General features: G+C 52.5%; 11 protein-coding genes. 6 read left to right on the top strand and 5 right to left on the bottom strand.

What is annotated here, in order from left to right:
- Window positions 1–102: 102 nt before the first annotated feature.
- The 6 genes from gndA (at window position 103) to NXT00_RS02050 (ending at window position 7824) form a co-directional block, all read left to right on the top strand.
- Window positions 103–1560: an NADP-dependent phosphogluconate dehydrogenase gene (gene gndA / locus NXT00_RS02025; protein ID WP_259076991.1), complete on the top strand. Its 1458-nt coding sequence runs from the start codon at window positions 103–105 to the stop codon at window positions 1558–1560.
- Between the two features lie 86 nt (window positions 1561–1646).
- Window positions 1647–2966 carry a DEAD/DEAH box helicase gene (locus NXT00_RS02030; protein ID WP_259076993.1) on the top strand — a complete coding sequence of 440 codons (1320 nt, stop codon included), beginning with the start codon at window positions 1647–1649 and terminating at the stop codon, window positions 2964–2966.
- Window positions 2967–3056: 90 nt separating this feature from the next.
- Window positions 3057–4460 carry a hemolysin family protein gene (locus NXT00_RS02035; RefSeq protein ID WP_259157814.1) on the top strand — a complete coding sequence of 468 codons (1404 nt, stop codon included), beginning with the start codon at window positions 3057–3059 and terminating at the stop codon, window positions 4458–4460.
- Window positions 4460–5518, top strand: a complete 1059-nt coding sequence (locus NXT00_RS02040; protein WP_259157815.1) for a hemolysin family protein — start codon at window positions 4460–4462, stop codon at window positions 5516–5518. Before NXT00_RS02035 ends, NXT00_RS02040 begins: the two co-directional genes overlap by 1 nt.
- Window positions 5519–6364 carry a hypothetical protein gene (locus NXT00_RS02045; protein WP_259157816.1) on the top strand — a complete coding sequence of 282 codons (846 nt, stop codon included), beginning with the start codon at window positions 5519–5521 and terminating at the stop codon, window positions 6362–6364.
- A gap of 56 nt (window positions 6365–6420) precedes the next feature.
- The gene (locus NXT00_RS02050; RefSeq protein WP_259157817.1) at window positions 6421–7824 is read left to right on the top strand and encodes a vWA domain-containing protein; all 1404 of its coding nucleotides are present in this window, start codon (window positions 6421–6423) and stop codon (window positions 7822–7824) included.
- 9 nt (window positions 7825–7833) lie between these two features.
- On the opposite strand, the gene NXT00_RS02055 is transcribed toward NXT00_RS02050, so the two are convergent.
- The 5 genes from NXT00_RS02055 to secA2 all read right to left on the bottom strand — a co-directional run bounded on the left by NXT00_RS02055 (window position 7834) and on the right by secA2 (window position 12855).
- A complete protein-coding gene (locus tag NXT00_RS02055) occupies window positions 7834–8373 on the bottom strand; it encodes a MerR family transcriptional regulator (RefSeq protein ID WP_259077004.1) in 540 nt (179 codons plus the stop codon).
- A 172-nt stretch (window positions 8374–8545) separates the two neighbouring features.
- Entirely contained in the window at window positions 8546–9163 is a 618-nt protein-coding gene (locus NXT00_RS02060; RefSeq protein WP_259157818.1) for a bifunctional nuclease family protein, read from the bottom strand.
- Window positions 9160–9894, bottom strand: a complete 735-nt coding sequence (locus tag NXT00_RS02065; protein ID WP_259077008.1) for a MerR family transcriptional regulator — start codon at window positions 9892–9894, stop codon at window positions 9160–9162. Before NXT00_RS02065 ends, NXT00_RS02060 begins: the two co-directional genes overlap by 4 nt.
- A gap of 68 nt (window positions 9895–9962) precedes the next feature.
- Window positions 9963–10382: an FHA domain-containing protein gene (locus tag NXT00_RS02070; protein ID WP_259077010.1), complete on the bottom strand. Its 420-nt coding sequence runs from the start codon at window positions 10380–10382 to the stop codon at window positions 9963–9965.
- A 178-nt stretch (window positions 10383–10560) separates the two neighbouring features.
- Window positions 10561–12855, bottom strand: a complete 2295-nt coding sequence (gene secA2, locus NXT00_RS02075) for an accessory Sec system translocase SecA2 (protein ID WP_259157819.1) — start codon at window positions 12853–12855, stop codon at window positions 10561–10563.
- Window positions 12856–13079 lie beyond the last annotated feature (224 nt).

Genomic DNA, 13079 nt, shown 5'->3' on the forward strand with positions numbered 1-13079 from the left:
TGAGGAAAAAAATAACCGCAACTATCAACCAGAGCCATCAACCGTGCACTCTCATGAGTCGAGATATGGGATCATTCACCGAACGAGGTATGCTAGGACACTATGAGTAACCACAGCAATTTGGCCCATATCGGGGTCGTTGGCCTGGCCGTCATGGGCTCCAACCTCGCTCGAAATTTTGCCCGTAGAGGACATACCGTAGCGGTCTATAACCGCAGCTACTCCAAAACCGAAGACCTCATGGAGCATTACGGTGATGAGGGACATTTCCTTCCCTCCGAAACCATCGAGGACTTTGTGGCCTCTCTGGAAAAGCCTCGCCGTGCAATCATTATGGTGCAGGCAGGCGCCGCTACTGACGCCGTTATCAACCAGCTGGCAGATGCTATGGATGAAGGCGATATCATCATAGATGGCGGCAATTCGCTCTACACGGACACGATCCGCCGAGAGAAAGAAATAGCTGCTCGCGGGCTCAACTTCGTGGGTGCAGGAATTTCTGGCGGTGAAGAAGGTGCCCTCAACGGCCCGTCGATTATGCCGGGTGGACCCGCCCGCACCTGGGACGCCTTAGGACCCCTACTGGAGTCTGTCGCAGCTGTTGTTGACGGAACACCCTGTGTCACGCATATCGGCCCTGATGGCGCCGGCCACTTTGTCAAGATGGTACACAACGGCATTGAATATGCCGATATGCAAGTAATCGGTGAGGCCTATCAGTTGTTGCGATACGGCGCACAGATGTCACCTGAAGAGATAGCCGAAGTTTTCCGCACCTGGAATAAGGGCGATCTCGATTCTTATCTTATTGAAATTACGGCTGAAGTACTCTCTCAGGTTGATGCCGAAACCGGCACTCCCCTCGTGGACTTAATTGTTGACCAAGCAGGTCAAAAAGGTACCGGCCGCTGGACGGTCAAGGCAGCGCTCGACCTAGGCATTCCTGTTACGGGTATCGGCGAAGCGGTATTCGCTCGAGCTCTTTCAGGTGCCGCAGCACAACGCGAGGCCACCGTAGGGACGCTCCCCTCTGGCGAATTAAGCTCGTTAGAGACTCTCGGTATCGATCGCGATACTTTCATCGAGGATGTACGCCGCGCTCTCTACGCCTCCAAACTCGTCGCCTATGCACAAGGATTTGACGAAATTAAAGCTGGCTCGACAGAGAATAACTGGAATGTGGACCCCCGCGACCTGGCAACGATCTGGCGGGGCGGCTGCATCATCCGGGCGAAATTCCTCAACAGAATTCGGGAAGCATACGATGCCAACCCCGAGCTCACGACCTTATTGCTCGACCCGTATTTCAAGGAGGAGTTGAGTGGCCTCATTGATTCGTGGCGTCGTATCGTAATCGTGGCAACTCATATTGGTCAGCCCATACCGGTTTTTGCATCATCGCTTTCCTACTACGATTCACTTCGAGCCGAGCGGCTGCCAGCTGCATTAATTCAGGCGCAGCGAGATTACTTTGGTGCGCACACCTACCGTCGCGTCGATAAGGAGGGCACCTTCCATACCTTATGGTCTGGTGACCGTACTGAAATCGAAACCTCCTAGGTTTACCGCCCAGCCCGCGCCCGCTACGTGTGGGGGGCGCGGGCTATAAGCTGGTTTTGCTGTAGATAAGGTGTAGGCTCTTCCTAATGACTACTTTTGCTGATCTCGGTTTACCCCCCGCCATTGTTCAGGCGATGCGTAAAGAAGGTATCGAGACTCCCTTTCCTATCCAAGAGGCGGCCATTCCCGACGCTCTAGCAGGCAAGGATATCCTCGGTCGAGGCCCCACCGGATCTGGAAAGACTTTCACTTTCGGTTTACCCACTCTAAGCCGCCTAGCTCAGTCGGGGGCCTCTACACCTGGGCATCCCCGTGCGCTCGTCTTAGTCCCTACGCGTGAGCTCGCAGCGCAAGTTCGTACCCGCCTCGACGATCCGGCAGCTGCCCTCGGTCTTCGCCTCTTAGACGTTGTCGGCGGAGTGAATATCAATCGACATATCCGAGCATTAGCGGCTCCCGTTGATCTTCTGGTGGCCACCCCTGGGCGGGCCCAAGACCTCATCGACCAGGGCTATCTTCACTTAGACCGGATCGAGACAACTATTCTCGATGAAGCGGACCAAATGGCAGATATGGGATTTTTGCCTCAAGTTACGAAACTCATGCGGGCTACCCCCCAGAAGGGACAGCGTCTCCTCTTTTCCGCCACCCTCGACGGCGACGTTGATAAATTGGTACGGGCCTTTCTCCGGAATCCAGTTACTCATTCAACAGCCGCCGTGGCTGCCAGTGTGGATACGATGAGGCACTATCAATTTATAGTGAAGGATCGCCAGTCCCGTGCCGATGTTGTGGAAAAAATTGCTGCTCGTGATGGTAAAACCATCATGTTTATGCGAACAAAACACGGCGTTGACCGCCAGGTAAAGAAGCTGCGCCGTGCTGGCATCAACGCAGTGGGCCTTCATGGCGACAAGGGTCAAAATACCCGTCAGAGTGCCCTTGGGGGCTTTAGTGAAGGTGAGATACCTGTTCTCGTTGCTACCGATATCGCCGCCCGCGGTATAGATATTTCCGATGTGGATTTGGTAGTACATATCGATCCTCCAGCGGAGCATAAAGCCTATCTGCATCGTGCTGGGCGCACCGCCCGCGCTGGAGCTAGCGGTGCCGTTGTAACTTTGGTGACCGAGGAGCAAATAGACGAGGTTAAAAAACTTCTGAGTAAAGCGGGGGTGAGCGCTAAAACACACCGCGTCAATGCTCACTCTGTTGAGCTCGCAACCATTACAGGCGCACAAAGCCCGACGTATAAACCGCTGGCACCTTTCGGACAACAGGCTCAGGCTAGCGACGGTCGCGGCCGTGGTAGCAGAACTAAGCGTTCTTCAGCTAGCGGTGGAGGGAATACCAGGCGCGCTCGGGGTTCGAGGCACAGTCAATCAAGAAATCGTGGCACCCGCTAGGCTATGATATTCCCGTAACGCGGTACTCCTATTTATGAGAAAGGTAGCTTTCTTCTCGGATGCATTAATGCATTCGAAAAAACTCCTACAATGGAAATACTCAGTAGCATCCTCGGACTGGTCGGATTTGTACTTTTAACCGCCAGTACTGGTTTATTCGTTGCCGTGGAATTCGCTCTCACCGGCCTTGAGCGCTCCACCATCGATCATGACCTCGCAGTTCGAGGAGATAAATTATCCCATGCGGTTAAACGAGATTACAGTAATCTCTCTTTCGTCTTGTCTGGAGCACAGCTCGGCATCACAATTACGACGCTGGCGACGGGATACCTCGCAGAACCCATTTTGGCTAAGTTCCTCAATCCTCTCCTGGGATTTCTTGGGGTTCCGATGGATATCTCCCCTATGATTGCGCTCGTCTTGGCTCTTATCATCGCTACATTCTTATCAATGGTCTTTGGCGAACTAGTACCTAAAAACCTCGCGATTACTGATCCCCTAGGAACAGCAAGACTAGTGGTCACCCCGGTTCACATTTTCAACGTGATCTTTAAGGGCTTTATTCGATTCCTCAATACCTCAGCGAATTTCCTTGTGCGCAAGATTGGTATTGAGCCTGCAGACGAATTAGCTACCGCGCGCTCCACACAGGAGCTCACGGCTTTGGTCCGCAACTCAGCGAAGCAAGGTGAATTGGATGAAAATACCGCCTTGGTTCTCGATCGCTCACTTCGCTTCGGTGAAACCACCGCGGAGGAACTTATGACTCCACGCTCAACCATTGAGACTCTGTCCCATGACGAGACGGTTCTCGATCTCATCGCCCTTGCTCATTCCACAGGTCATTCCAGGTTCCCAGTCATTCGAGGCGACCTCGACGAAACCCTCGGAGTGGTGCATTTTCGCGATGCTTTCGCTATTCCCTCCGCCGAACGAGGCACCACAACCTTGAAGGAAATCGCTCGCCCGGTGAAAGCGATTCCGGAGAGCCTTGATGGTGATGCGGTGCTGGCCGAGATTAGGGCTGCCGGATCGCAAATGATCCTGGTCGCCGATGAATATGGTGGCACCGCCGGTATTATCACCGTCGAAGACGTCGTGGAAGAAATCCTCGGCGACTTCTATGACGAACACGATGATCTGGAAGCAGAAAAGGATTTCCAAAAATTTGGAACCTACTGGCAAGTCTCCGGTCTAGTACGTCTCGATGAACTGGCCGAAAATGTTGGATATATCGCCCCCGAAGGGCCGTACGAAACCCTCGGCGGGCTCATCATGGCTGAGATGGGGCGAATCCCCGATGTCAACGACACACTCGTGCTTCCAGAATCTGATAGTCCAGGACTAGCCGAATTTACCTCTGGTTTCACCGACCGCTGGCAGGCCCAAGTTATTGTCATGGAGGATCGCCGCATCGACAAAGTCATCTTAATGCCGATCAGCCCTGAGGATGCACGCCTTAAATCCACTGATAACCAGGAAGAGGTCTCATAGTGGGACTCATTAGTACCATCGCCATGATCAGCGTACTGCTTTTGGCTAATGCCTTCTTCGTGGCCGCCGAGTTCGCTCTTATCTCTTCTCGCCGCGATCGCATCGAGTCGCTGATTATTCAGGGACGCCCTGGAGCACAACGAGTCCTGCACGCAATTGAGACGTTATCGATACAGCTCGCCACCTGCCAATTTGGTATTACCATAGCCTCTCTAATTTTAGGTAAGGTCGCTGAGCCTGCAGTCGCGCATTTTCTTGAAGAAGTCTTTCATGAGGTTCATATACCCGATCAATTACTCCACCCCATTTCCTTCGCGATTGCACTGGGATTGATTACTTTCCTGCACATTCTCTTCGGCGAAATGGTACCGAAGAATATCGCACTAGCAGGGCCTGAGACCCTGGCTATATGGTTGACTCCCCTACTTTTGGCATTTGCTAAGCTCGCCCGGCCATTCATCGCACTGATGAACTCAGCTGCTCGCCGCACGCTTTTCCTATTTGGCATCGAGCAAAAAGACGAGCTCGCCGCCACAGTAGATAACAATCAGCTGGCATCTATGATTTTAGAGTCACGCTCGGAGGGTCTTCTGAATGAACGCGCGCACGAACGTCTGAGCAAGGCCTTGAACGTGGAAGCCCGTCCACTTGCTGATGTTCTCATTCCTCTCGAAAAGGTTCGCACCCTCAACTACGGAGTACGCGGGCCACAACTAAGTGACTTGGAGCAAGCGGTCGTGGAAACAGGGTTTTCGCGCTTCCCCGTCGTCGATGACCGGGGGGCCTTTAAGGGCTACGTCCACGTTAAGGATATTTTGGATCGGTTCTTGGACGGGAATGATTACGGTGCCGATTCCATCATCCACTCCGCCGAAATCCGACCTCTCACCATAGTTGATGCCTCCGGTGCCATGGATGAGGCTCTGACTGCCATGCACCTTAAATCAGCACATATGGCTCAGGTTCGTGACCGAGGAGTACTCATCGGAATTGTTACCTTAGAAGATATTATCGAGGAGTACGTAGGCACCTTTGCTGATTGGACGCACGGGCAGTAAATGGACATCCTAACCTCGTGGAACGATCTCGAGGCGGCGCATGTGCGCCGTGCGCGTCGGTATACGACGCCATACCTCCACAGGCGGAGTCAGGGTATCAAACACCCCGTCTTCGATTTTCTTTTTGAATACTATCCCACCCGAGCAGCGCACCTGGAGCGGTGGCACCCTGGCTGGGGTCGCGGACTTGATGATGCAGGCACCTCACCACAGGCTCAATGGAGGTACTATTCCACTGTCAATGGGATCTCGAGTGTAGATATCGATTCTTACCTGTCGAAACGCAAACAAACGCTTCAGTTCATTCACCGGTTACTCAGCACCACGGTATCCAATCCGGCTCACTTTGATTGCTTTGGTCTGCATGAATGGGCGATGGTTTACCGTACCGATCAACCGCGCCACGATCTACCGCTTCGGCTCGGTTCGAGCGAAACCAACAAAGTGGTTGAGAATCACTCAATCAGATGCACCCACTTCGATGCATATCGTTTCTTCACTCCCCCAGCTCGACCCCTCAACCTCACGGTTTTAGATCGTCACAGTCAAGTCGAATGGGAGCAGGTGGGATGTTTACATGCGACCATGGACTTGTATAAATGGGCAATGAAACTAGGGCCCCTGGTGCCCGGTGAGTTATTCCTTGACACTTTCGAGCTTGCGTGGGACGCGCGTATTCTCGATATGGAGGCTTCGCCCTACGATTGTCGCGCATATGGGCTGGGTGTAGTTCCCATCGAGGAGACCGCCGGTAAGCAGGAGTACGTGGGTCGTCAGCGCGAACTTGCTGAACGGGGAAAAGTTTTACGCGAGCAGCTCATTAATCTTATTGCCTGTGTTCTATAGTTCTATAGTAGAAGTCAAATAGGTAGCAGTTTTGAAGGGAGTGTCCAAAAGAGCATATGGGTCGCCATTCCAACGGTAAAAATAATATGCGGGTCTCCTCATCGCTTGTCACCTCAGCCTTGGCTTTGGGAGTGGTAGGTGCACTTCTAGGCGGATGGATGTGTCTGAGCGATGATCCCGAGCCTGAACCGAGCGCTCGACGTGCCTGCATCCAAGGTGAACTCATTCTCCCAGTGGCTGCCGATAACGAAGCTGAAGTTGCCAACCTTATAGCCTCCTATAACGATTCTTCCCCGGTTGTGCGCGATCACTGCGTTACCGCAACTTATACTCCTGATCTTTCCCAGGCAGGAGCTTTTGTTTCCAAAAACTCAGATGGCAAAGTAACCGCGACCCTCAAGCAAGCTGGGCGAAGTGCGGCTACGCTGGAATGGCCTTCGGCTGCAGTATACAAGGTGGGAGTTGCGGCGAAAAAAGCAATTCAACCAGGTAGTATCCAGGATGTGGATTTCCCGGTAGCTGATAATTCTGTTGCCGCTGCGCTCGTTGCCAGTCATTATCTAGGTACCGACGTTAACAAGATAACGGAACTTCTTGATGCGAATGCCCAAAGATCCATTGCTGAGACATCTGCAGACTCTGATCGAGCTATCGCAATATCGGAAGATGATACACCCGAAGGCTGGGCATTTACCCCCATCGAAGGATTGCGACAGGATCTACGGATAATCGCACTGAATACCACCGAAATAGTTTCTGAAGAGGTCGTTCGTGCTGGGGCTGATTTCGGTGCCAGTTCCCGTATTGCTGCTCGATACTCACCTGGGGTTACTGCAATTACTGCTCAAGAGGCTTTGCATGCCTTTGATACCAGCAATATCCTCACACCGGTAGATGAGGTAGACACTTCTGCAGAACCAAGGGAGGTTGAGGACACTCTCTTCCTATTCGATACCTCGGCTGCTCTGCAACCTCAGGATTTTTCTTTCATCAGCAGAGCTATCGCTTCGGTTGCACCCCGCATCACCGAGCGCGATCATGCTGTGAGTTTGTGGAACTACTCCTCCCCACTCAACCCAGGTGTCACTAAAGGGTGGCGGCGAAATGTTGATTTTGGCACTGGAGACTCTGGGCAAGTGGTGGCTCAACGCGCAATTGGCTTTGGTACTGGAGGCTTTCCTTTAACAAGGGAGGCACTCGAGGCAGCCGGCCAATACGCGAACGACTACAGCGCTCGTATGGGAAGGAAAGTACGCCTAGTGCTTATAACCACCGGTTCAGCCGATATGAAACCACTTGAAAATCTCCAAGGGATTTTTGGATCGAGCGTAACTCTCAGCGTTCTCCACATAGGTAATTCCGCGATTGATCAGGAGTTAATTGGACTGAGTGAATACCATGCTGTTCTACCTGATTCAGCCCAAGCCGAAGAAGAACTGCGCGCAGCAGTAGGTCTCTGATTAAAGCTTCTAAGAGCTCTTCCGGTTTCGTCGAGCAGCAAGCTCATCGATTGCAATAACGGAGTCATCATACGGCTGCTGTATACGCTCGGAGGGGAAGGCTGCTATTGAGCCGGTTAGTTCCTTCATAAGACCCGGAACGCTTATTCCAAAGACACCCTGTCCTCCTTCGAGAAGATCAATCACTTCCTCGTTGCTGCGACACTCATAGACTGTTGTGCCATCGGAGAAAAGGTTTATCTCGGCGATGTCATCGACACCTAGGTCGCGGAGACGATCGACTGCTAAACGAATATTCTGAAGTGAAATTCCTGTGTCCAACAGCCCTTTGACAATCTTGAGCACCAATATATCGCGGAAGGAATAAAGACGCTGGGAGCCGGAACCGCGGGCGGTACGGATGGATGGCTCCACCAGCTTTGTGCGTGCCCAGTAATCAAGCTGCCGATAGGTGATTCCGGCGACCTGACAAGCTGTGGGAACGCGGTAACCCACTTCTTCATCGGGCCCCATATCGAAGAGGGCTTCTTGTACTGGGCGCTTAGTCATCGTTCGTACTCCTTTAGCGGTGCTCTGGTGTCTCAGTCTACACACGGGGGTAGACGGACATGATCGAGCACGTGATACCTGCGGTATGTATTACTCAGGTTAGATTAGCGAAGCGACGCACAAGATAACTTGCGACACACCGTAAACTTAAACCTCAACTTGAAGTTTAGACTTAAATCTCATCGTTGTCATCTTCAGTAACATCAGTACCACCAGTATCAGAGATATTAAATTCTGAATCCGGCAAACCCACGCTCAAATCCTCTTCTTTAACTCCCATACTGCGCATCAGTTCACTAAAATCTAGATCCGCTTGGGTATTCTCCACCGCAGGAGCCTCGCTCATAGAGGCATCATCAATTTCGATACCTAGCCACTCATCGAGATCGCAAGGAGAAATAAAGATAGCGGTTTGCGCGAGAACATTTTGGCTGACTGAGATAGGAAGCGACGTCAGGCCTGCCAGCATTAACCCGTCAGAGGGGCGACAGTCGAATTCCTCTCCATTTTCGGTCACCAACTGGGCCACAAAGATGCCATCAAAGTAATAAGAGATTCGAAGCTCAGTCAACCTCGTGTCCAGCTGACTAAGAACATCCAGGAGTAAGTCTAGAGCCCGGGGCCGGCGAGGTACCTCCCCGGCTTCTCGAATCAAAAGGTTGACTGCATCAGCTGTGCCGATCCATATGGGTACATAGCGATTCTTTTCGGGCCAGTGCAGCAAAGCGCAACAGTGGTCCTCGTTGAAAAAGGAAGTTTGGACGTACTCGAGGGAATGATACTGGGTCATAGCGCGCTCTGCTCACGAACCGCGTTCTTCAATAAACCGGCATGCAGCGACGCCATTAGCGCCGTCAACTGCGAACTCATTTCTTCAGCACGCTCCTTAGCAGAATCCGATTTCGATTTCGCCACAGGCTCAATGACTTGTGCAAGTAGGGCCGCCTGGCGGGCTGCACCATTAGTCAGGGCTTTCAGGTGTCGCACCTCAAAACCAAATTCAGCTAGACCCGCAGCGGTAGATACAAGCCTAACGTCATCGGCTGTGAAAAATCCCGAAGTATCAGCCTTGATAACGTGAGCCCTGTCGAGCTCGAGAACAAAATCAGGCTTAACCCCTGCCTGCTCAGCGACATCTTCAGCGCTCAGACGAGTTATAATAGGCGCACGGAACTCATCTGGCCCAATCATAGGCTGCGCCTGTCGAACCGAGGAGATGACCGCTAAGTTATGGGCATTGCCGTTGTCCAATTCCTCGCGGATAACCCGAAGCGGCATATAACGATCTCTTTGCAAAGTTAAAATCAGCCGCAGACGATCTAGGTCCGCTTGTACAAACCGGCGGTATCCGGAGGCTGTCCGTTGGGGCGAAATGAGCCCCTCGGACTCTAAGAATCGAATCTTCGATACGGTCACATCGGGAAAGTCGGTAGTCAGTTGCCTCAGCACGACCCCAATGGACATCGTTTTTTGCCTCTTGACAGGTGCAGATTCTGCATGCGGTTGCGGAAGGGCGCTCATATTTCTCTCAGTAGTTTTTTAGCAAGGATTAGCTGGACTTTCGTGAACTCTCATCGAAAGAGTTGGTTCTAGCCAGCAATGAAAACGAGGCGGAATTTACCAATCTGAATTTCGTCACCGCTGCTTAGAACAGCGGAGTTACGAGGCTCCCTGTTGAGGTAAGTGCCGTTGAGAGAGCCTAAATCGACCACCTCAAATACCCCATCGTGGGTGCGAAATTCCGCGTGTCGCCTCGACACGGTGACATCATCAAGAAAAATATCAGATTCCGGGTGTCGTCCGGCGGTGGTTGTTTCCTGATCGAGCAAAAAGCGAGCACCAGCATTTGGCCCTCTCTTTACTATCAGCATCCCGGATCCCTGAGGCGGGACAATATTGGTGGCGCCGGAATGCACAGCTGCCCCGTTCTCCGCTTCTTTTAGTAAATCGGCGCGAAAAACCGAGGTCGTCTCAGCCTGGGCATCGGGCGAAATCTGGCGCTCACTCATCGTTGATCCTCCGTGGTATCTCTAGGATAAATCGGACCCCAGCCTCGTCGATACGATGCGCGGGGCCAAAGTTTCAAGTAATACTTCATATGATAGCGGCTTTTTAATAGAGAGCAGCCCTTGATGGGAAAGTCTAGCTAGCAAGCTTGATTTTATCGTATTTTCGTATCTTCTCCAGCTATTTGAAAATACTTCCGATTCCCTTAAGAACCGAATTTCCTGAGCCAGCTAGCGGATTATCGCTGACCATATACGTCCAGGTTGCTGATGGTCGTGCCAATCCCATGTCCTCGAGATGTACCCCCTCACTATCAAAGACCACCTCGGTGAATGTCTCTACCGCGCGGTCGACCGCTCGTTGTGCAAGCTGCTTAAATTCTCGGACAGCGATCCGGTGAAACTCATCAATCGGAGTTTCCCTGGCTATAGCTCGCAGATGAATCGACTCGCGCACATCATTCATAAGAGCAAGGTGGTCACTCCATCCAGCATCAAGGTGGTAGAGCATGATCTCTCGAGCACCTTGCTCCGCGATGTCAGCAGAGACCGCTGACAAAATTTCAGCTGCCCGCTGCGGCTCGCGCTGAGAAAGTTCTTGCCAGGCTAGTGGGGTATCTAAGATTGTCGCGCGTCGCTCGTCGATAATAACGCGCTGATCGGCAAGGAGCTTATTGTACTTCCATGTTTGCGAGTGAATCTCCAGCAGTTGCCCCTCGGTCACCCTTTGGCAGTGATTGATCCAATCATGAATGCGTTGGGCTCCTATTTCCCCACTGGAATCGGGTTGAGCTGTGACTTCTTCTCCAGCTCCCCCGACAGCCACCATATCGTCTTCGAAGGAAACAAAAAATTGACTCAACCCAGGGTCCCCTTGACGGCCAGCTCTTCCCCTGAGCTGGTTGTCGAGGCGGGAGCTGCGGTGCCGTGAGGTTCCCAATACTGCTAGACCCCCTACTGCCACCACCTGGTCGCGATCAGTTTCATGGGCACCCCCTAGCTTAATATCGGTGCCGCGTCCAGCCATCTGCGTCGATACCGTTACTCGCCCCAGATCTCCAGCCTCAGCGATAATACGAGCTTCTTCTGCATCATTTTTCGCGTTAAGGACATTAACGTCTATATCGTAGCTTCGCAGCTCTGCCGCCAGACTCTCGGACTCGGCTACGTCTTGGGTGCCTACTAGAACGGGTTGTCCAGTACGGTGTATATCTATAATTTCTCTGATGATCGCCCGATTTTTTTCACCCATCGTGGCGAAAATGCGGTCCGCCGAATCGAACCTCTGTACAGGCTTATTGCGCTCGATGATAGATACTTTCAACCCATAAAAACTACGTAGCTGATCGGTGGCCTCCACAGCTGTACCGGTCATTCCACACACCAGCGGATATCTGCCCATGAGAGCTTGCAGCGTGATGGTATCGAGTATCCGACCCCCTTCGGTTACGGCAAGCCCTTCTTTAGCTTCAACAGCAGCTTGTACCCCATCTGGCCAGCGTTGGAGATCAGCGATGCGCCCCTTAGAGGCATCGATCAAAGCGACTTTGCCATCTTTGACTATATAGTGCACGTCACGGATCAATAAGGCCTGAGCGTGTAGCGCAAGATTAACTTGAACGAGGGTACTGCCAACGTGCTCGTCATCGTAGAGAGAGTCGATCCCTAAGGCGTGCTCGATAACTTCAGCGCCCTTATCGTTGAGAAAAACGTTACGGCGCTCATCATCGACGCTGTAGTGCTTATCTTCCTCGAGCCGCTTTACGAGATCAGTAATGCGACCTCCCGGCGCCTGCCCAGGTTCATTCCCAGCGAGAACGAGAGGAACAAGAGCTTCATCAACAAGCACAGAATCGGCTTCGTCAACGAGGGCGACGTCTGCCTGGCGGTAAATTGCATCTGCACGCGAGGTAATCAACTGATCGCGTAAAACATCGAAGCCAATTTCATTCACAGGCCCGTAAACAATATCCGCTTGATACGCCTGTCTACGCTCACGGGCGTCCATATCCTCGGTAATGGCGCTTACTGTTAGGCCAAAGAACTCGACGAGAGGCCCCATCCACGCAGCGTCTCGACTCGCTAGATAATCGTTAACGGTAATGCAATGGACTGTCTTAGACATCAAAGCAAAGCCAGTGCTTGCCATCGCCCCCACCAGTGTCTTCCCCTCACCCGTTGCCATCTGGATAACGTCGCCTTCGAGGAGCCTCAGGACTGCCTGAGACTGCACCGCAAAAGGAGTCAGGTCTAAGGTGCGCTCGCTCGCAATTGCTAAAATCGCGAGAAGTTCTGCGGGCTGACTGATGGTGCCGTTCGCACAAAGCGACCTCGCGCGCGCCGCTAATTCGGCGTCACTCAAGGCGGTCAAGCTGTCCATCTGGGCGGAGGCTTGTTTGACTATAGACTTACTACGCTTTTGGTTACGCCCTTTCGTTCCCCCGAGAGCATTCCAAAACCAATCAAAGCCCGCCACCTGAGGTACCCTCCTGTATCATCCGACCGTTATTATTGATTCCATAGTACGCTGGCTACCCACCTATCGCCGATACACCGCGATAAGACTCACGATCAGACTCACCGAAAGGCTCACACAGTTGTCGACGCTGCTGCCGCTACAATACTGCCCTTGCCAATCCGGGTTAGGTTTCGACATCTGTTGTGGGCCACTCATTGCCCGACATCGCAAGGCCCCGACCG

It is taken from the genome of Corynebacterium sp. ES2715-CONJ3 (assembly GCF_024814365.1).
Classification (GTDB): Bacteria; Actinomycetota; Actinomycetes; order Mycobacteriales; family Mycobacteriaceae; genus Corynebacterium.